Raw genomic sequence first — 18,911 nt, forward strand, 5'->3', positions numbered from 1 at the left:
GAGGGTCCCGTACGTTGTCTGCGAAAAGTGCCCCGGCTATGTCTCCGTACGGTCCCGTCGCCATTTACTTGGCGCTCGCGTTCGTCGCCTCGCTGGTGTTCTCCATCGTACCCGGGCTCCTGGGTAAGAAGAAGCCGAATCCGGTTAAGGAGGAGGCGTATGAGTGCGGCGTCGAGCCGACGTCGGACGTTTCCGGTCGCTTTCCGGTACGCTTCTACCTGATCGCGATGCTCTTTGTGGTCTTGGACGTCGAAGCCGCGTCGTTCTACCCATGGGCCGTTCAGATGCACGCGCTGCGTGTGTACGGGCTGCTCGAGATGGTCGCGTTCGTCATCGTCCTCGGCATCGGTTATGCGTACGTCTGGAAGCGGGGAGGGTTTCAGTGGAGGTAGTCCCAGGAACGCAGTTCTTACTCGCGCGCGTCGACGACGTCGCCCGCTGGGCCCAATCTTCGAGCGTCTGGCCCCTCACAATGGGTCTCGCCTGCTGCGCCATCGAGATGATGAGCGTGACGGCGCCCGAGTACGATATCGCCCGCCTCGGCTCCGAAGTTTTCCGCGCATCGCCCCGCCAGGCTGACCTCATGATCGTCTCCGGCCGGGTCGCGCAAAAAATGGGCCCCGTCATCAAGCGGCTCTACGACCAGATGGCCGATCCTAAGTGGGTGATCTCGATGGGCGCCTGCGCCAGCTCGGGCGGCGTCTTCGATAACTACGCAATCGTCCAAGGCGTTGACACGATCATTCCCGTCGACGTCTACGTCCCCGGGTGTCCGCCGACTCCCGACGGCTTGCTTTACGCGGTGAACCTCATCCAGCAGCAGATCCGGCAAGGCGGACGGGGAGGCATACTGGCGCGTGCCTAGCCCGCAAACACCACCTCGCGGGGGAAGTGCCCTCGATCCGACGGCCATCCGGCCCGATATCAACGACGCCGTCATCGAACGAGTCGAACCCGCGCAGCTTCGCGGGCGGCTCGAACAATTGAAGGCCGAGGGTGCCTCGATGCTGCTCGACGTCGGCGGCGTCGACTACCTCGAGCGTTCGCCGCGTTTCGACGTCGTCTACCATCTTTTGAAGCTACCGGATCGCGCGCTCAATCCCGCGTCCGTCCGCGCGCCCGTGCGCATTCGCGTATTGTGCGGCCTCGACGATGGGCAGTCGCTCCCGACGATGAGCGATCTGTGGCCGAGCGCCGATTGGCCCGAACGCGAGATCTACGATCTCTTCGGAATTACGTTCGACGGTCACCCCGATTTGCGGCGCATTCAAATGCCGAAGGACTGGGAAGGCTATCCGCTGCGCAAAGATTATCCGTTGCGCGGACCTGCGCTCGAGAAAACACCGCGTCCGGATTTTGCGCTGAAGAGCAACTTGCTCGCGGGAACGCCGGCATCCGGTAGAACGGCGGCTGCACTCGCGAAACAGATCGCCAAGATTCGGGGACAAGCATGACGGCGACGCGCGTTCCCCTTGACGTCGTTGCGATGGAAGGCAACAAGATGTTGCTGTCGCTTGGACCTCAGCATCCGTCGACGCACGGCGTTTTGCAAGTGCTTACCGAGATCGAAGGCGAGACGATCACGAAGGCCGATCCGGAGATCGGCTACCTGCACACCGGTATCGAGAAATCGGCCGAAAATCTCTTTTGGCATCAGGCCTCGACCGTCATCGAGCGGATGGATTATCTCTCGCCGCTCACCAATGCCATGTGCTACGTCCTCGGTGTCGAGCAGCTGCTCGGCATCACGAGTCATATCCCCGAACGCGCACAACAACTACGCGTTCTGCTTTGCGAGCTCTCGCGTATTGCCTCGCACTGCGTGTGGCTCGGAACGGGCGGGATCGACCTTGGCGCCATATCGCCGTTCTTCTACGCGTTCGATTTGCGCGAGAACATTCTGGATCTGTTCGAAGCCTCGGGCGGCGCGCGGATGCATCCGAATTACCTGCGCATAGGCGGCTTACGCGAGGACGTGCCGCAAGGCTTCCTCGACCGGCTCGACGATCTGATCAAGAAATTCCCGGGCCGCGTCCGCGAGCTGCGTGGCGTTCTGCAAAAGAACCCGATCGTGCAAGACCGCATGATCGATGTTGCGATCCTCTCGCCGGAAGAGGCGCTTGCGTGGAACATCACGGGACCGCCGCTGCGCGGATCGGGAATCGCGTACGACGTGCGCAAAGCGTTTCCGTATTCCGGCTACGAGCGATACGAGTTCGAGGTACCAGTACGAACCGAAGGTGATGCCTATGCGCGGTTCTTGGTGCGTCTCGACGAGATGGACGAATCGATGAGCATCATCCGCCAAGTTCGCGAGCAGTTGGTCGAGGGTTCGGTGATGATCGACGATACGAAAGTCGGTCCGCCGCCCAAAGAAGCGATCGCGCTCTCGATGGAAGCATTGATCCATCACTTCAAATATGTGTCCGAGGGCTTCCGTGTGCCGCCGGGCGACGTGTATCAAGCGGTCGAGGGTCCGCGCGGCGAGCTCGGCTACTACATCGTTTCCAACGGTGAGAACCGTCCGTGGCGCGTTCGGACGCGTCCGCCTTCCTTCTATAACCTGCAAGTACTCAAGAAGCTCGCGATCGGCGAGCTGATCGCGGACATGGTCGTGTGCATCGGTTCGCTGGATCCGGTGTTCGGCGAGGTCGACCGATGATCGACTTGAGCAGCGAAGCCAAAGAGATTCTCGCGCGCTACGAAGACCCGCGTTCCGCGACGCTCCAGATCATCTGGCGTTTCCAAGCGGAAGAAGGCTACGTTTCGGCCGACGCGATGAAACAGACGGCCGAATGGGTCGGCGTGCCGCTCGCCGTCGTCGAGTCGACGGTCTCGTTCTACACGCTGCTGTTCCGCAAGCCCGTCGGAAAGTACATGCTGCAAGTGTGCCGCAATCTTTCGTGCTCGATCAACGGCGCGGAAGACATCATGGCGTACTTTCGCGAGCAGCTCGGCGTCGGACATCTCGAGACGACGGCCGACGGACTCTTCTCGTACGAAGAAGTTGAGTGTCTGGCCGCGTGCGATCGCGCACCGTGCATGCAGGTCAATCTCGATTTCGTCTACGATTTGACGCCGAAGATGGTCGACGACATGCTGGCGGCGATCCGCGGAGGGACGTACGACGTCCCGCCGATGGCGCAGACGAAGAAGCCCGAACGCACGTGGTCCGTCCCCAAAGATACGGTTCCGAAATCACTGGGTGCGCAGCACGTCTCGAATCCGAACGATGCCGGCGGGATCGGGGATCGCAGTGGCGTCATCATGCTCGACCGCTTCGTGCGCGACATTACTCCGGATCGTTCGCGCGAGCGTTTGGTGAAAGACGGACGCGCAATTCTTGAGCACGAGGACGGCCATGGACACTAAACCGGTATTGATGAAGGGCGTCGGCGAGCTCGACTTGCGCTCGATGGACGTCTACAAATCACAAGGCGGCTACGAGATGCTCGAGCGGGCCGTCAAAACGATGCAGCCGGCCGAGATCGTTTCGATCATCGACAAGTCCGGTCTGCGTGGCCGCGGCGGCGCCGGTTTCCCAACCGGCCGCAAGTGGCAGTTCTTGCCCGACAACGGCGAGCCGCGCTACATGGTGTGCAACAACGACGAAGCCGAGCCCGGCACGTTCAAGGATCACATGCTGCTCGAGGAAACGCCGCATCAGATCATTGAGGGCATGCTGATCGGATCGTACGCGATCCGCTCGCATCACGCGTTCATCTATATTCGCGGCGAGTTCAAGCGCGGCTATGAGATCTTTTGCAAGGCAGTTGAGGAAGCGCGCGCAGCCGGCTATATCGGTAAGGGTATCTGCGGCACCGATTACGACATCGAGCTGACCGTCCATCGCGGCTCGGGAGCGTATATCTGCGGTGAAGAGACGGCCTTACTGAGTTCGCTCGAAGGCAAGCGCGGCGAGCCGCGGCTCAAGCCGCCGTTCCCCGCGGTCAAAGGGCTCTACGGGAAGCCGACCGTCGTCAACAATTCCGAGACGCTTGCATATCTGATGCCGATTCTGCGCAACGGCGCGGAGTGGTTCGCGAGCGTCGGTACCGAGAAGTCGAAAGGTTACAAGATCGTTTCGGTCAGCGGCCACGTGAAGAAGCCGGGCAACTATGAAGTTCCGCTCGGAACGACGCTGCGGCAGCTTATCGACGACTGCGCGGGCGGCTTGCGCGACGAGCGCAAGTTCTTGGCAGTGCAGCCGGGCGGCGGCAGCTCGGCGTGTTTGTTCGAAGAGCATCTCGATGTGCCGTACGACTACGAGAACATGGCCAAGAACGGAACGATGCTCGGTTCCGGTGCGGTCGTCGTGTTCGATGATACGACCGATTTCGTAAAAGCCGCGCTCGCACTCGTGCGTTTTTTCTCGCATGAGTCGTGCGGACAATGCACGCCGTGCCGCGAAGGCGGCCACTGGCTCGAGCTCATGCTCGAGCGCATCTTGGAAGGCAAGGGCGTGGCGAGCGATATCGACATGCTGCTCAGCGTTTCGCACCAGATAACCGGACTGAATTTGTGTCCCCTAGGCGATTCGATCGAGCCGTTCCTCGCATCCGTCGTGAAGCGATTCGAGAGTCACTTCCGCAAATATATCCGCGAGCCGCAATATGCCTGAGCAAAAAATGGCGACCGTTACGATCGACGGCGTGAAGGTCGAAGTCCCGGCCGGTACGCTGCTCGTCGAAGCTGCGAAGCAAGTTCAAAAAGACATTCCCGTCTATTGCTATCACACGAAGCTCGGGCCGGCGGGTCTGTGCCGCATTTGTCTGGTTGAGATCGAGGGAATGCCGAAGCTGCAGATCGCGTGCAACACGGCAGTAACGGACGGCATGGTCGTCAACACCGTCGGCGATAAAGCCAGCGAAGGCCGTCGCGCGGTTCTCGAAATTCTGTTGCTCAATCACCCGCTCGATTGCCCGATTTGCGACAAAGGCGGCGAGTGCGATTTGCAAGACTTCTCGATGGCCTACGGCCAAGGTGCTTCGCGTCTCGCCGATCCCAAGGCGCTCAAACCGAAAGCCGTCGATTTGGGTCCGACGATCGTCCTGGATGAAGAGCGGTGCATTCTCTGCTTGCGCTGCGTGCGTTTTGACGACGTGATCACGCGCGAGCGCTCGCTGCGCACGGAAGATCGTGGCGTACGTGCCATCATTGCAACGGCGACGGGGCAACCGTATCGTTCGAAGTTTAGCGGCAACGTGACGGAAATCTGTCCGGTCGGCGCGCTGACCTCCAAAACGTACCGTTTCAAGGCGCGGCCGTGGGATCTGCATCGCACCAAGACCACCTGTTTGCAATGCAGCGTCGGTTGCGAGATGAACGTCGATACACGCCACAACATTCCGTTGCGCACGATGACGGATCCGGACGGAAAAATCTCAGACGGTTGGCTGTGCGATCGCGGGCGCTACAACGTCGGCTTTTACGACGATGAGCGGCGTCTGACGACACCGACCGTGCGCGATCCCGGCGGCGAGCAATTGCAAATCGCCTGGGACGATGCGATCTCGTTGTGGGCGACCTCGATTCGCAAGACGATCGATACGCATGGACCGGGTGCAGTCGGCGTGATCGGCGGTGGCCGGTTGCTCAACGAAGAAGCCTGGCTGCTCCAGCACATCTATCGCGGGCTCGGCGTAAAGAACATCGACTGGCGCGCGGGACGGCAACGTCAGGCGACACCGGGTCAATACGGCGGGACATTGTCCGATCTCGAGAACGCGCAAGTAATCGTATCGACGCGCCGCCCGCTCTCACGAACCGCGCCGATCGCCGATCTGCGTATTCGGAAGGCAGTTCAGCACAAGGGCGCGCGCCTTTTTACTGTTGGCGAGATTCCCGCGGATGCCGCGGTCCCCGAGACGCACATTGCGTCGCTCGATCGCCTCGTCGACGTGATGCCTGCAAGCGCGCAGCGGATCGCGTTCATCTGGGGCGGCGTGCGCAAAAGCACGGGCGATGACCTCGAACGTGTGTTGAACACGCTCACCGGCAAGACGCTGCACGTGTTCATCCCGGGCGAACAGCAAAATTCGCGCGGTGCGGAAATGCTGGGCTGCATTCCGCAAGACGGGGGACTCGATACGCGCGGAATGCTCGAGGCTGCGCGCGACGGCAAGCTCAAGAGTCTCGCGATTTTTGGTGCGAATCCGCTGGCGCACTATCCGGATCGTGCGCTCGTCGAGGCCGCACTCGCCAAGGTCGAATTTCTCGTCGTCGGCGAGTTGTTCCCGACCGCAACGGCAAGCGCAGCAACGCTCGTGCTTCCGGTATGCGGACCCTTCGAGAAGACCGGCACGACGACGAATATCGACGGCGAACGCTTGATGGTCGAAGCCGCATTAATGGCGCCGGATGGTGTCTATTCAGATCTCGAGATTCTCGTCGGTTTTGCGGAAGCGCTCGGTGTCGAGATTCCGGAGCCCAATGCAATCGAATCCGCAGTTGCGACCGCGCTAGCGGCCCGCGCTTCGAGCGGACTCGTGAACGCGTCACTCTACCGCGCCGACGAGCTCGCGCCGTCGCTGCGTGAAGACGAAGTCTTCAGTGGCCTGGGTACGGCGGCATTCGATGCGCCGTTTGCAACGGTGCTGACGGCGCCGCTGGTCGCGACCGCACAGGGAGCCAGCTAATGGACATGGTTCCGGTGTGGCTCATCGTCGTCATCAAGTCGCTCGTTGTCTTGCTCATCGTGATCACGACGTTCGCCTACTCGATGCTCTTCGAGCGCAAGATTCTCGGCTGGATGCAGCTGCGTCCCGGCCCTGATCGCGTCGGACCCTGGGGAATGCTACAGCCTGCAGCCGATGCGGTGAAGATGTTCTTCAAAGAAGACCTCACGCCGAAGAACGCCGATCCGGTTATCTACAAACTCGCCCCGTTCATTTCGTTGATTACGGCCATGGGTGCGTTCGCGATAATCCCCTTCAGCGAAAGCTCTGCGGGATTGTGGGCCGTGGGCAACGTCGACGCGGGAATTCTCTATATCTTTGCGCTGACGTCGATCAGCGTCTACGGGATCACGCTGGCCGGATGGGCATCGAGCTCGAAGTATCCGCTACTCGGCTCCATTCGTTCGACCGCGCAGATGATCTCGTACGAGCTGGCGATGACGCTCTCTGTCGTCGGCGTTCTCATCATGGCCGGAACGACGTCGCTTAGCGGCATCGTGCACGCGCAGTACAACCTCTGGTTCATCGCGCCGCAGTTCCTCGGCTTCCTGATTTACCTGACGACGGCCGTCGCCGAAACGAATCGCGCGCCATTCGATCTGGTCGAAGCTGAAACGGAGCTGGTCGGTGGATTCCACACCGAGTACTCAGGCTTGCGCTTCGGATTGTTCTTCATCGCCGAGTATCTGAACATGATCACCGTGTCGTGCTTGGCGACGCTGCTGTTCCTCGGCGGTTGGTCGGCGCCCCTCGGCTTGACGATGGTTCCCGGAATCGTCTGGTTCGTCGCCAAGGCCGGCGTATTTCTGTTCATCTACATGTGGCTGCGCGGGACGTTGCCGCGGCTGCGCTACGATCGTCTCATGGCGTTCGGCTGGAAGGTCTTGCTGCCGGTTGCCACGTTGAACCTGATCGTCACCTCTGCGGTGATAGCTTTTAGGGGTGGCGTCTAATGCGCAAGAATCTGTTCAATATCCCGGCAATCGTGATCGGATTTGCGACGACGTTTTCGTTTCTCTTCCGCAAACATCCGACCAAGCCGTATCCGAGCCGGAAGAAGCAGCATGCGCCGCGTTTCCACGGCCTGCACGAGCTGCGGCGCTATGCAGACGGCAAAGAGCGCTGCATCGGATGCGAGCTGTGCCAAATCGCCTGCCCCGCAAATGCCATCACGGTAATCGGTGCGGAGAACAGCCCCGATGACCGGCGCTCGCCCGGCGAGCGTTTTGCCGCGCGTTATGAGATCGATGAGTTGCGCTGCATCTTCTGCGGATTGTGTGAAGAAGCGTGCCCGACCGATGCGATCGTATTGACGCCGCGCTTTGAGATGTCGGACTACCGGCGCGGTTCGTTCATCTACAGCAAGGACCGTCTGCTCGTTCCACCCGAGGCCGGCGTAGGAACGCCGCCCGACGAGCGACCCGGCGGAATTCCGGCCGACCTCGGTTCCGTGACGCAGAAGAAGAATACCGTCGACATTCAATCGGGCTACGAGGCGACGTGGCGCGGCACGATCCTCAAGACGCAGCGTAAAGGGCTCGCGGGTTGATCACGTTCTGGATTCTCGCCGTGCTGATCGTGGCAAGCGCGGTCTTCGTCGTGAGCGCTTCGCGGCCGGTTTACAGCGTGCTGGGCCTGCTCCTCAATTTTTTGCTCTTGGCGATGATGTACCTGACGCTCGACGCGGAATTCTTGGCCGTCATTCAGGTCGTCGTTTACAGCGGCGCGATCCTGATGTTGTTCCTGTTCGTGATCGCACTGCTTTCGAGCGGTGTCCGTCAGTTTTCGGTCGGTCCCAATCGTCTGCCGCGCATTCTTGCGCCGCTGTCGGTCTTTGGAGCGCTTGCACTCGGCGGTTTGCTGTTCGTCATCGTACAGTCGGTCACGCCCTCGCTACCGCAGTCCACCGCCGCGAGCGCAGCCGGAAACGCCAACGTCTTCGGGAGCGTCGCGGATTTCGGACAAGCGCTCTTTACGACGTATCTCCTACCATTCGAAGCGACGGCCTTCGTTTTGATGATTGCGGTTATCGGCGTCATCGCGCTGGCAGGCGACGTCGATCCGCCGCGCCCGCCACGCCGCAAACCACTGCGGAAGCGTGAGCCGATTTTGAAGGAACGATCGTAGTGCAGGTCGCGGTCGCGAATTACATCGCCTTATCGGCGATCATTTTCATGATCGGCGTCGGCGGCGTCGTCGCTCGCCGGAATCCGCTCATCATGTTGATGGGCATCGAGCTGATGTGGAATGCCGCGAATCTCGCCTTCATTGCGTATGCGAAAGCGTACATGAGCAACGCCGGTCATGTCTTCGCGTTCCTCGTGATTACCGTCGCGGCGGCTGAAGCTGCCATCGGGCTTGCAATCATCGTAATCGTTTTCCGCCGGGCTGAAAACGTCGACGTCGACGACGTCGCGGTGTTGAAGGGTTAGCGCGTGCCGCAACACGTGATGGGAGTCGAAGGCGTCTACATGCCGCTGTTCGCGATCTGGCTGGCGCCGCTGGTCGGCGCCATCATCATCTGGGCTTTCGGTCCGTCGTTACGGTCTTGGGGTGGCCCGATCGGTTGCGCTGCGATTGCGGTTTCGTTTTTGGCGACGCTTGCCTCATGGAATGACGCCACGCGTCAAACCGTCGCGGGCGCGACGACGCTTGTTGGCGCGCATCAGTCGCTCGTGACGTGGGCCAAGGGATTCAACGTTGGACTGTTGTGGGATCCGCTCTCGCTGACGTGGGTTTTGATCATCACCGGCATCGGCTTCCTGATCCACTTCTACTCGATGGGCTACATGGCGGGCGACAAAGGCTACGCGCGCTTTTTCGCCTACATGAATTTCTTCGTCTTTGCGATGCTCACGCTCGTGCTCTCCGACAACTTCGTCGGTTTGCTGATCGGCTGGGGCCTCGTCGGTCTCGCCTCGTTCTTCTTGATTGGGTTCTGGTACGAACGCCCGTCTGCAGTCGCGGCTGCGACCAAGGCCTTCGTCATGAACGTCGTCGGCGACGTCGGAATTCTGTTTGCGATCTTCATCATCGTCGCGGTCGTCGGCTCGATCTCGTACGCCGACGCGTTTGCCGGAGCCGCGGCGCACAAGTTCTCGCCGAGCCTCCTCTACCTGGCGTGCTTGATGCTCTTCGTGGGTTGCGCGGCCAAGTCGGCGCAGGTTCCGCTGCACTCGTGGCTTCCGGATGCGATGGAAGGCCCGACGCCGGTCTCCGCGCTGATCCACGCTGCAACGATGGTCACGGCGGGCGTTTATTTGATCGCGCGTTGCTGGCCACTCTGGCAAGGTTCCGCCGATGCGCGCGAGCTGGTCGGCATCATCGGCGGCGTTACGGCGCTGCTGGGTGCGATCCTCGGCGTCGCGCAATGGGACATCAAACGAATTCTCGCGTATTCGACGATGTCGCAGATCGGTTACATGATCATGGCCGTCGGCGTCGGCGCGTACGACGCGGGCGTGCTGCACTTCTTTACGCACGCATGGTTCAAGGCGCAGCTTTTCCTGACGGCCGGCCTTATCATCCACGCGCTGAACAACGAGCAGGACGTCCGGCTCATGGGCGGCCTGCGTACGCGTCAGCCGTTCGCATTCTGGTCGATGACGATCGCGACGCTCTCGATTTGCGGCGTTCCGCCGCTCGCCGGTTTCTTCTCGAAAGATGCCGTCGTCTACGATACGCTCTTGCGCGGACATCCGGAGCTATACGCCGTTGGTGTCCTCACCGCCGGGATCACCGCCTACTACATGTTCCGCATGATCTTCATTACGTTCTTCGGTGAATATCGCGGCGACGTCGATCCCTCCAATCTCGGGATTCGGCATCCGGAATTTGCCGGAACACCGGCGGTCGCAGAGCATGCGCACGAGGGGTTCGATGAACACGAACACCACACGCCCGTATGGCTCATGGTTGCGCCCGTCGCGGTGCTATGGATCGGAACGATATTCGCCGGTTTCTTGAACGTCGGCGGAGACAGCAGCCCGTGGCATAAGCTGCTCGAGCCCGTCTTCGGCGCAGCGATTTCGTATCCGGAGGGAACGGCGCCCGTGAGCGAGCTGATTTCGAGCGCGATCGTACTCGCGGTCGTCATTTTGGGCGTCGCGATTGCGTACGTGCGCTACGGTAACGCCGGAGCGTTACGTGATGCGATCAGCCGGTTGCGCGAAGAGACGGTTTGGATGCCGGCGATTCTCGTCCATCTGTTTTACTTCGATCTTGCCATCGACGCGCTGCTGGTTCGTCCGTCGCGTGCCCTCGGATTCTTATTCGGGCAGCTGGTCGATCCGCTTGTCATCGACGGCACGGTCCGCGAAGCGCGCGTGTCGGCCGTCTGGCTTGGTCACTTGTTCCGCAGTTTCCAGACCGGTCTCGTGCGCGCATACGCCTTGACGATCGTCTTCGGTGCCGCGGCCTTCATCGTTTACTACGCGATCGTGGCGGTGCATTAATGCTGACGGCACTTGTTTGTGGAACGTTACTCCTCGGGTTCTTGACCTTCGCGTTGCCGAAGTCGGCCGACGTTATCGCGAAATGGTACGGCGTCATCGTCGCCCTGGCGGGCTTCGTGCTTGTCATGTTCATCAATCCGTGGAATCCGCCGGCCCAAGAGTCGACGCATTGGCTCTCGTATCCGTTTAGCGCGAACTATCACTTGGGCGTGAACGGCATCTCGTACGCGCTCGTCCAGTTGCTGACATTGTGCACCGTTTGCGCGCTGCTCGGAACGAAAGTCCCGCGGCAACGCAACTTCGTCGGCTTGATGTTGCTGCTCGAAGGCTCGATGCTGGGTCTGTTCTTGGCGCGCGACCTGCTCTTGTTCGCGCTCTTCTGGGATGCGATGCTCATCCCGGTCTTCTTGCTGATGATCGCATGGAGCGTGCATCCGGCGACCGCGTGGCGCTTCTTGATCTACAACGTGACGGGCGGCCTCTTGTTGCTGCTCGCGACGGCCGCGTACGGCTGGTTGTATGGAACGACCGACGTCATCGACACGGGCGTCTTGCCGCCGCTCTCCGACAATTGGGCGCCGTGGATCTTCATCGCATTCGCGATCGCTTTCTTGGTGAAGACGCCGGTCTGGCCGTTCCACACCTGGATGCCGGATACGTACGCAGAGCTGCCTGCGCCGGTTGCGGCCCTCGTCGGCGCCGTGCAGTCCAAAGCCGGACTGTACGGTTTTATCACGATCGGTTTGCCGCTCTTCGGCCCGCAGATGACGCGCTTCGCACCGTGGTTGATTACGCTCGGGTTCATCGGTCTGTTCTATGGCGCTTTCATTGCGCTAACCGACAACGATGCGCGCAAGGTCGTCGCGTATAGCTCGCTCTCGCACCTTGGGTTGATTCTCGCGGCCATCGTCGTGCACAACGAATACGCCGTGCGGGGTGCGGTACTATATATCGTCGCGCACGGATATTTCACGGCCGCGATGTTCCTGATTATCGGCTACGTTGAATCGCGCGAGGAAACGCGATCGCTTGCACGCATCGGCGGTCTGGCGCGGGGCAATCCCGTGTTGGCGGGCGCAATGGCGATCGCGGCGCTCGCGATGCTCGGCCTTCCGGGTCTGGCAGGATTCACCGGCGAGCTGTTTATTCTGGTGGGAATCTATCAGGCCGGCTATGTGTGGCTGGCGGGTATCGCCCTGATTGCGATCGTCCTCGCGTCGGCGTACATGTTGCGCGTCTATCAAGGCTTCATGCACGGTCCGGAAAAGCCGGATCTGCCGCAGCGGCCTGATCTCGCGCCGATCGAAGTCTTTGCGCTCGTCCCGTTGTTCGCAGCGCTGGTGATCCTCGGCGTCTATCCGATCACAGCAAATTATCCCGATCAGGCTTATTCGCTGGTTGCGAATGGCGTCTCAATGGTGGAGAACAAATAGTGCCGCATCTGCTCGTCCCGCCGTTCGGCAACTTTGACTACAACGCGCTCTTCCCGCTCGGCATCGTAGCGATTACGCCGCTCATCGTTTTGCTTGCGGACCTCGTGATGCCGTCGGGAGAGCCTCGGCGCGGAATTGCCGTCGGAATTTCGGTAGCGGGACTCCTGGCAGCGGCCTACGTGCTGGTCGAGCAGTATCTGTCGCACCAATTCGGACCGGCCTTCGGCTTTGGATTCGTACTGGGCGGATTCTCGATCGCGTTCAGTCTGATTATTATCGCCGCAGCGGTTTTCTCGATCATGATGGTTCCGACCGAGCGCGATGACGACAAAGAAGGCCCCGTCTGCGCGCTGATGTTGTGGAGTACGACCGGCGCGATGCTGATGGCCGGCGCCGCCGACCTCATGACGATCTTCCTCGGCCTCGAGATTTTGTCGCTGGCCCTGTATTGCCTGTGCGGCATGATCAAGGGTGCAAGCGAAATTCGCAAACGCGAAGCGCGTGAAGCGGCGCTGAAATATTTGATCCTCTCGTCGATGGCGAGCGGCTTTATGCTCTACGGTATGGCGCTGTTGTTTGGAACGAGCGGATCCGTCAATCTCGCGGCCTTGCAAGCAGTACCCGCATCGAACCCGCTCTTTACGATGGGCTGTGGCCTATTCATGATCGGCGTTGCCTTTAAAATCGGGCTCGTACCCTTCCACGTTTGGATGCCGGACGTGTTCGAAGGCGCACCGATTCCGGCCAGCGCCTACATGAGCGTTGTCACGAAAGCCGCGATGCTGGCCGTGTTCGCCCGCTTTCTCTACAGCGTGCTGACGCCGGCGGGACACGAAGCGCTGATTTGGCCCGTCTGGGCAACAGCCGGTTTGTCGATGGTCGTTGGTAACCTTGCTGCGCTCGCACAGATCGACATGAAGCGTCTGCTTGCCTACAGCGGTATTGCGCAGCTCGGCTACATCATGGCCGCAATGGCTGGAACGTCGACGCTCGGCATGCGCTACGCAATCTTCTATCTCGGCGCATATCTGTTCATGAATCTTGGGGCATTCAGCGTCACGGCGCTGGTCGCGCGAGATTCTGAAGAAGATGCCCACTTCTCGGCATTCTCCGGGCTTGGAACGCGGCATCCCGTGCTGGCTGCGGCGATGTCGTTCTTCCTGCTCTCGCTTGCGGGCTTGCCGCCGACGGCCGGCTTCATCGGAAAGATTTTGATTCTCGCGAGCACGGTCGCTGCCGGTTACGTTTGGCTAGCGGGACTTCTCATCTTGGGTACTGCGATCTCGATCTATGTGTACGTCAAGATCATTCGTGCAATGTACGTGCACGTCGATCTGGCACACATTCGCGAAATCAAGCCGCTGAGCCGCGCGCCGTGGATTGGTGTGTGGGCGTGCGCGATCGCGACATTTTTCTTCGGTTTCTATCCGGTTGCGCTGCACGACGTGCTGCCTCGAATAAGATAACATTGTTACGAGCCCCCTCGGGGAATGGGAGTATTGGCGCAATAATGACGGGCTCGTACTCTTGGGGGCCCCTTGCGAAGCATGGGGGGCGCGGAGCCTGGGGCGGAGCGCCGTTTAATTGAACTATCGCTTATTCGTCCCCGAAGGACGACGTAGAGAGCTTCCGCTTTTTGTTGCGATCCACGGTTGCCGCCAAGGCGCCGAGGATTTTGCGCACGGAACGCGGTTCGATATCCTCGGTGAACGCCACGGCGCCGCCGTGCTTTATCCCGAGCAAGATGAACGCGCCAACGGCCAACGCTGCTGGAATTGGTTTGCCCCCGAAAATCAGCGTCGCGACGGACCCGAACCCTCAGCCGTGCTCGATCTCGTCGAGCGCGTGGTGCGCGAAGGAGACATCGACCGCTCGCGGATCTTTCTCGCGGGTCTCTCGGCGGGCGCGTGCTTGGCGACGATCCTCGCCGAACAAGCTCCGGACATCTTTGCGGGCGTCGCCGCGATGGCGGGCGTTGCATTGCACGCCGCGCACGACGTCGACAGCGCCTATGCTGCGATGCGCGGCGAGCGCATGCCGGACATCCCGGCGAACGTTTTGGGCACGGTCGCGTACCGCCGTTCGCGCGCCATCATCTGGGTCGGCGAGCGCGACATTCGCGTAGCTCCGGTGAACGCATGGTTGCTCGGACGCCAGTTCTCTCAACTCTACGGCCTGAACGCCGAGCCCGACGTCGAGGACATCTTTGGGGGCGGCAAGCGCGCTCTCTGGCATGACCGATCCGGAATGACACGCCTAGAAGTCCGCGAACTCGATGCCATCGGGCACGCCTGGAGCGGTGGCAGTCTACGCGGTTCCTACACGGCGCCGGTAGGGCCGAACTTCAGTGAAGCCCTCTTTCGTTTCTTTTTGGAAGAAGGGGAGGCGGAGACGGAGCAAGCCATGCGACAGTGCGGCTAATCTTCTTGCTCGCGGCAGGGCTGGTGCTGCTTATTGCGCCCGGCCGTGCAACCGCGCAAGACACCGTGCTGGCTGCGTGGACGCAAGCCGGTCCGAATGGGACGTACCTCGCCCGCATTATTCGACGCGGCGCGTGTCCCCAAGTCCGCATCGACAATCGCGAAGTAATTTCGCACGAGCGCGCCGGACCTAGCCGCAATTTCGACGTTCGCACTTGCGAAGCAGCCGTACCGGCGAACGCACGGAGCGTGTCGGTCGCCGGCCATCAGTTGCCGCCACCGCCTGCGAAGATTCGGACGATCGCCGTCCTGGGCGACACCGGCTGCCGCATCGAGATCGTCTTTTTTCAAGCCTGCAAAGATCCGGTGAAGTGGCCGTTTCCGACGATTGCGCTGCAGATTGCGGCCTCGCATCCCGATCTCGTCATTCACGTCGGCGACTACTACTATCGCGAGACGCCCTGTCTCGTACCGGAATGCGCGGGCTCGCCGCACGGTGACGGCTGGAAAGCGTGGGACGCTGATTTCTTTACGCCGGCCGCGCCGATGTTCGCTGCTGCACCGATTCTTGCCTTACGGGGCAATCACGAAGATTGCGAGCGCGGCGGAAAAGGCTGGGATCGCTTTCTGTCGATTTATGCGTACGCCGATTGTTCGGAACGCGAAGCGGGTTGGTCGACCTCGATCGACGGTATACGCTTCTTCGTGCTCGATTCATCGAGCGCACTCGATCCGCGCCCGCGCAGCATTCTTGTGCCCGAGTACAAGCAAGATTTCGCAAAGCTGCGTTCGCTGCCGCATGAAGATACGTGGCTGCTCAGTCATCGTCCAATGTGGGGAGTCGAAGGTGCAATCGCGGGTGGCGCGCTCCTGCTGAATAAGACGCTGGACGCAGCCGAAGGCGACCCGCGGACGCTTCCGATCGACCTTTCGATATCCGGGCACGTGCATTTGTTTGAAACGCTGACGTTTGCCGACCATCGTCCGCCTCAAGTGATCGTCGGAACCGGAGGCGACACGCTCTCGCCCGACCCTGGTAATATTCAAGGCTTAAAAATCGATAACACGCGAATCGCGCAGGCGACGATCCGTCACGGCTTTGGGTTCGCGTTGTTCGACGTCGGACGAAAATCGTTCGAAGTCTACGACAGCATCGGCAAGAAAGTCTACGCCTGCAAATATAGCCCCGGCGAGGTTAGCTGTAACTCTGTGTCATCCTGAGCGTAGCGCCAAAGGCGCGTAGTCGAAGGACAGAGGTAATCATGCCATTCATGTATTGCGACCCACCCGCAGCAATCGTGCAGATCCGCCCGGCCGTCGACCAATCACATGCCGGCGCCGGAATGATCAAGCTGAAGAGCGGCGCGACCTTCGAGATCTCGACGCCCGATTCAAACGATGGTGACTTCCTCAAGCACCTGAAGAAGACGGACCACATTCTGCTTTGTTACGCGCCGTCGCAGCGCTGGGCCGACGCGGGACCGACGGCTCGAATGGCTATCGCCGGTGACGTCGAGAGCAAAGCCTACACTTACACACTCTCGTATCCGGCAAAATAGGTTAGCGCGGCTGTTTACGGCGCCATGGTGTCGTCGCGTACGTTGCCTTTGAAAAGAGCGTGCGCGGTCACCGGATCAATACCGTAGCTTACGGCGCCCGCCTCGCCAAGATAACCGCCTCCGGCGGTGATGACTTTGAAACACGTCGGGCACGCTTTCTTATTGATGAAGAGCGCCTGTCCGCCGTCATCCGCAAAGTGCATCCACCCCATCACAACGGTTCGCGTCCACGCACAGTGTCTACCCGTAGCACAGCGTTCGCGACCGACTGCGTATCCATCTATAATTTCTCCCGGAACCCTTACGCCCCAACGCCGGTGTTCGAACGCGTCCAAGGCATGCTGCATCGTGAGTGCAGTCCGCAGCGCTGCCGGTAAAGCTGCGGGCGAAATATGCACATGCCGCGCAGAGTTGGCTCGGAGCAGCCTCCCCGCGGAATCCGCGTCGAGTCCGTAGTGCTTCAGCCTCCAGGTCGTCATTGGACCACTTCGCGCGGCGAAAACATGAAAGCACGTGTGGCAGCCGTGGACATTCTTGAGCAAGGCCGTGCCGGACGCGCCTGTCGTCGCATCCTTATAGTTGACGAGCACAAGAGTCGGAATCCAACAGCTGAGGACGCCCCGTGGGCAAGTCATGACCGTCCAGGTGTACGAGACGACCGCGAGCGATGGGTTGTGTAAATCGTGCGCCACGACCGATTGAACGATCGGCGCCGACTGCGCAAACGCTAGGCGCTGCCCAAGCGACGCTACGAGGACCAGCGCCACCAGAACGCTAGTTAACGCGCTTTTCGTGGCCTTTCCATTCTTTGTCGCGTAAGACGAATTTCTGAATCTTGCCGGTTGAGGTTTTCGGAAGCGGACCGAACTCGACGGCCTTCGGCACCTTAAAGCCAGGTAGTTGCTCGCGGCAGAATGCGAGCAGCGCTTCGGCGGTGAGCATTTGACCCGGCTTGAGCGTAACGAACGCCTTCGGCACCTCGCCCCATTTGCTGTCGGGCATCGCGACAACCGCGCATTCGAGCACCGCGTCGTGCGCGACGATCACTTTCTCCACCTGGATCGTCGAGATGTTCTCGCCGCCGCTGATGATCACGTCTTTCGCACGGTCGACGATCTCGATATAGCCGTCGGGCTGAATGACGGCGACGTCGCCCGAGTGGAACCAGCCGCCGGCGAACGCCTTTGCCGTCGCTTCGGGATCGTCGTAGTAGCCCTTCATAACGTTGTTGCCGCGCATGACGATCTCGCCTGGGGTCTTGCCGTCTGCAGGGACGTCGTTCATCTCGGTGTCGACGACGCGCACATCGCGCGCGTCCATCGTGATCATCGCAACGCCTTGGCGGCTCTTAAGGCGCGCGCGTTCGGTCTCGTCGGCGCCGTCCCACTGCGGACTCTGCCATTCGCACACCGTGATCGGTCCGTACGTTTCGGTGAGCCCGTAAACGTGCGTGATCGTCGCGCCGAGCGCTTCCATCTGCTTGATGATCGTCGGCGACGGCGGCGCACCGGCTGTCGTGATGTGAATCTTGTGCGTGAAGCGCATCGCATCGGGGTCGTTTGCGAGCATGATCCAGACGGTCGGAGCCCCGCACATGTGCGTCACCTTTTCCGTCTCGATCAGCTCGAGAATCTTCTTCGGATCCACTTTCCGTAAGCACACATGCGTTGCGCCCGCCGCAGTGACGGCGTACGGAAAGATCCACCCGTTGCAGTGGAACATGGGCAGCGTCCATAGATACACGCTCTCAGGTCGCATGTTGGCGTGGAAAATCTCGGCTTGCGCGTTCACGAATGCGCCCCGATATGTGTACATCACCCCCTTGGGGCGGCCGGTCGTGCCGCTCGTGTAGTTGATCGAAATCGTGTCGTCTTCGTCGATGTCACGCTGTTCTAGTCTCTGCGGATCAGCGCTCGCAATCAACGCTTCGTAAGCGTCGGGCACGCGGATGCAGCGCATCTTCGGTTTGAGCTCGCGGACGAACTCATCGAAATCGGTGTCGTAGATCAGGATGCTCGCGCCGCAATGCCCGAGGATGTAATCGATCTCCGGAACCGTCAGCCGGATGTTGATGGCGCACAGTACACCGCCCGCGAGCGGCACCGCAAAGTGGGCTTCGAGAATCGCCGATGAGTTCGGCGACATGACGGCCACGCGTTCCCCATCGCGAATCCCGAGCGACTGGAGCGCTGCTGCGAAGCGATAGACGCGATCGCGCAGCTGTGGATACGTTCGGCGCACGTCGCCGTCGACGACCGCGACCTTGTCGCGAAAAATGTAGGCGCTGCGCTCGAGATAATCGAGCGGTGTGAGTGGCCGCAGATGGACGGCCTTCGGTTTCGCTGCGACAGCCATGGACGGGGGCGTT

Annotated in this window: 19 protein-coding genes; 17 read left to right on the forward strand and 2 right to left on the reverse strand. The window is 60.7% G+C overall.

All coding sequences use genetic code 11. The features are described 5' to 3' along the window. Window positions 1–38 precede the first annotated feature (38 nt). From VGG22_13385 to VGG22_13465, 17 genes are all read left to right on the forward strand, one after another. Window positions 39–392, forward strand: coding sequence for an NADH-quinone oxidoreductase subunit A (locus VGG22_13385; protein ID HEY1729365.1), 354 nt, complete (start codon window positions 39–41; stop codon window positions 390–392). Then, window positions 383–865, forward strand: a complete 483-nt coding sequence (locus VGG22_13390; protein ID HEY1729366.1) for an NADH-quinone oxidoreductase subunit B family protein — start codon at window positions 383–385, stop codon at window positions 863–865. Before VGG22_13385 ends, VGG22_13390 begins: the two co-directional genes overlap by 10 nt. After that, on the forward strand, window positions 858–1,454 hold the full coding sequence (locus tag VGG22_13395; protein HEY1729367.1) for an NADH-quinone oxidoreductase subunit C: 597 nt from the start codon (window positions 858–860) through the stop codon (window positions 1,452–1,454). Before VGG22_13390 ends, VGG22_13395 begins: the two co-directional genes overlap by 8 nt. Beyond that, window positions 1,451–2,662, forward strand: a complete 1,212-nt coding sequence (nuoD, locus tag VGG22_13400) for an NADH dehydrogenase (quinone) subunit D (GenBank protein HEY1729368.1) — start codon at window positions 1,451–1,453, stop codon at window positions 2,660–2,662. Before VGG22_13395 ends, nuoD begins: the two co-directional genes overlap by 4 nt. Then, entirely contained in the window at window positions 2,659–3,372 is a 714-nt protein-coding gene (locus VGG22_13405; GenBank protein ID HEY1729369.1) for an NAD(P)H-dependent oxidoreductase subunit E, read from the forward strand. Before nuoD ends, VGG22_13405 begins: the two co-directional genes overlap by 4 nt. Beyond that, entirely contained in the window at window positions 3,362–4,621 is a 1,260-nt protein-coding gene (gene nuoF, locus VGG22_13410; protein HEY1729370.1) for an NADH-quinone oxidoreductase subunit NuoF, read from the forward strand. The genes VGG22_13405 and nuoF overlap by 11 nt, the downstream gene beginning before the upstream one ends. A gap of 7 nt (window positions 4,622–4,628) precedes the next feature. Further along, a complete protein-coding gene (locus VGG22_13415) occupies window positions 4,629–6,638 on the forward strand; it encodes a molybdopterin-dependent oxidoreductase (GenBank protein ID HEY1729371.1) in 2,010 nt (669 codons plus the stop codon). Then, a complete protein-coding gene (gene nuoH / locus VGG22_13420) occupies window positions 6,638–7,630 on the forward strand; it encodes an NADH-quinone oxidoreductase subunit NuoH (GenBank protein HEY1729372.1) in 993 nt (330 codons plus the stop codon). Before VGG22_13415 ends, nuoH begins: the two co-directional genes overlap by 1 nt. Then, complete coding sequence (nuoI, locus tag VGG22_13425; protein HEY1729373.1) at window positions 7,630–8,226, forward strand: NADH-quinone oxidoreductase subunit NuoI; 597 nt, start codon at window positions 7,630–7,632, stop codon at window positions 8,224–8,226. The genes nuoH and nuoI overlap by 1 nt, the downstream gene beginning before the upstream one ends. Further along, window positions 8,223–8,804 (forward strand): NADH-quinone oxidoreductase subunit J, encoded by a 582-nt coding sequence (locus VGG22_13430; GenBank protein ID HEY1729374.1) that lies wholly within the window; start codon window positions 8,223–8,225, stop codon window positions 8,802–8,804. The genes nuoI and VGG22_13430 overlap by 4 nt, the downstream gene beginning before the upstream one ends. Then, a complete protein-coding gene (nuoK, locus tag VGG22_13435; protein ID HEY1729375.1) occupies window positions 8,804–9,109 on the forward strand; it encodes an NADH-quinone oxidoreductase subunit NuoK in 306 nt (101 codons plus the stop codon). Before VGG22_13430 ends, nuoK begins: the two co-directional genes overlap by 1 nt. 3 nt (window positions 9,110–9,112) lie before the next feature. After that, complete coding sequence (gene nuoL, locus VGG22_13440; GenBank protein ID HEY1729376.1) at window positions 9,113–11,131, forward strand: NADH-quinone oxidoreductase subunit L; 2,019 nt, start codon at window positions 9,113–9,115, stop codon at window positions 11,129–11,131. Next, entirely contained in the window at window positions 11,131–12,564 is a 1,434-nt protein-coding gene (locus VGG22_13445; GenBank protein HEY1729377.1) for an NADH-quinone oxidoreductase subunit M, read from the forward strand. Before nuoL ends, VGG22_13445 begins: the two co-directional genes overlap by 1 nt. Next, window positions 12,564–14,030, forward strand: coding sequence for an NADH-quinone oxidoreductase subunit N (locus tag VGG22_13450; protein HEY1729378.1), 1,467 nt, complete (start codon window positions 12,564–12,566; stop codon window positions 14,028–14,030). The genes VGG22_13445 and VGG22_13450 overlap by 1 nt, the downstream gene beginning before the upstream one ends. Window positions 14,031–14,148: 118 nt before the next feature. Further along, window positions 14,149–14,985, forward strand: coding sequence for a PHB depolymerase family esterase (locus tag VGG22_13455; protein ID HEY1729379.1), 837 nt, complete (start codon window positions 14,149–14,151; stop codon window positions 14,983–14,985). Further along, on the forward strand, window positions 14,976–16,205 hold the full coding sequence (locus VGG22_13460; GenBank protein HEY1729380.1) for a metallophosphoesterase: 1,230 nt from the start codon (window positions 14,976–14,978) through the stop codon (window positions 16,203–16,205). The genes VGG22_13455 and VGG22_13460 overlap by 10 nt, the downstream gene beginning before the upstream one ends. 50 nt (window positions 16,206–16,255) lie before the next feature. Next, window positions 16,256–16,543, forward strand: coding sequence for a hypothetical protein (locus VGG22_13465; protein HEY1729381.1), 288 nt, complete (start codon window positions 16,256–16,258; stop codon window positions 16,541–16,543). 14 nt (window positions 16,544–16,557) lie between these two features. Here VGG22_13465 and VGG22_13470 read toward each other — a convergent pair whose 3' ends face one another. Both VGG22_13470 and VGG22_13475 read right to left on the reverse strand, forming a co-directional pair. Further along, complete coding sequence (locus VGG22_13470; GenBank protein ID HEY1729382.1) at window positions 16,558–17,310, reverse strand: hypothetical protein; 753 nt, start codon at window positions 17,308–17,310, stop codon at window positions 16,558–16,560. A 7-nt stretch (window positions 17,311–17,317) separates the two neighbouring features. Then, a complete protein-coding gene (locus VGG22_13475) occupies window positions 17,318–18,898 on the reverse strand; it encodes an acyl--CoA ligase family protein (GenBank protein ID HEY1729383.1) in 1,581 nt (526 codons plus the stop codon). Window positions 18,899–18,911: the final 13 nt, after the last annotated feature.

This window comes from Candidatus Baltobacteraceae bacterium, from assembly GCA_036489885.1.
Lineage (GTDB): Bacteria > Vulcanimicrobiota > Vulcanimicrobiia > Vulcanimicrobiales > Vulcanimicrobiaceae > JAFAMS01.

Coding starts and splice junctions, on each gene's coding strand:
- VGG22_13385 (HEY1729365.1), top strand. CDS start 39: ATGTCTCCGTACGGTCCCGTCGCCATTTACTTGGCGCTCGCGTTCGTC.
- nuoD (HEY1729368.1), top strand. CDS start 1,451: ATGACGGCGACGCGCGTTCCCCTTGACGTCGTTGCGATGGAAGGCAAC.
- VGG22_13405 (HEY1729369.1), top strand. CDS start 2,659: ATGATCGACTTGAGCAGCGAAGCCAAAGAGATTCTCGCGCGCTACGAA.
- nuoF (HEY1729370.1), top strand. CDS start 3,362: ATGGACACTAAACCGGTATTGATGAAGGGCGTCGGCGAGCTCGACTTG.
- VGG22_13415 (HEY1729371.1), top strand. CDS start 4,629: ATGGCGACCGTTACGATCGACGGCGTGAAGGTCGAAGTCCCGGCCGGT.
- nuoH (HEY1729372.1), top strand. CDS start 6,638: ATGGACATGGTTCCGGTGTGGCTCATCGTCGTCATCAAGTCGCTCGTT.
- nuoI (HEY1729373.1), top strand. CDS start 7,630: ATGCGCAAGAATCTGTTCAATATCCCGGCAATCGTGATCGGATTTGCG.
- VGG22_13445 (HEY1729377.1), top strand. CDS start 11,131: ATGCTGACGGCACTTGTTTGTGGAACGTTACTCCTCGGGTTCTTGACC.
- VGG22_13465 (HEY1729381.1), top strand. CDS start 16,256: ATGTATTGCGACCCACCCGCAGCAATCGTGCAGATCCGCCCGGCCGTC.
- VGG22_13475 (HEY1729383.1), bottom strand. CDS start 18,898: ATGGCTGTCGCAGCGAAACCGAAGGCCGTCCATCTGCGGCCACTCACA.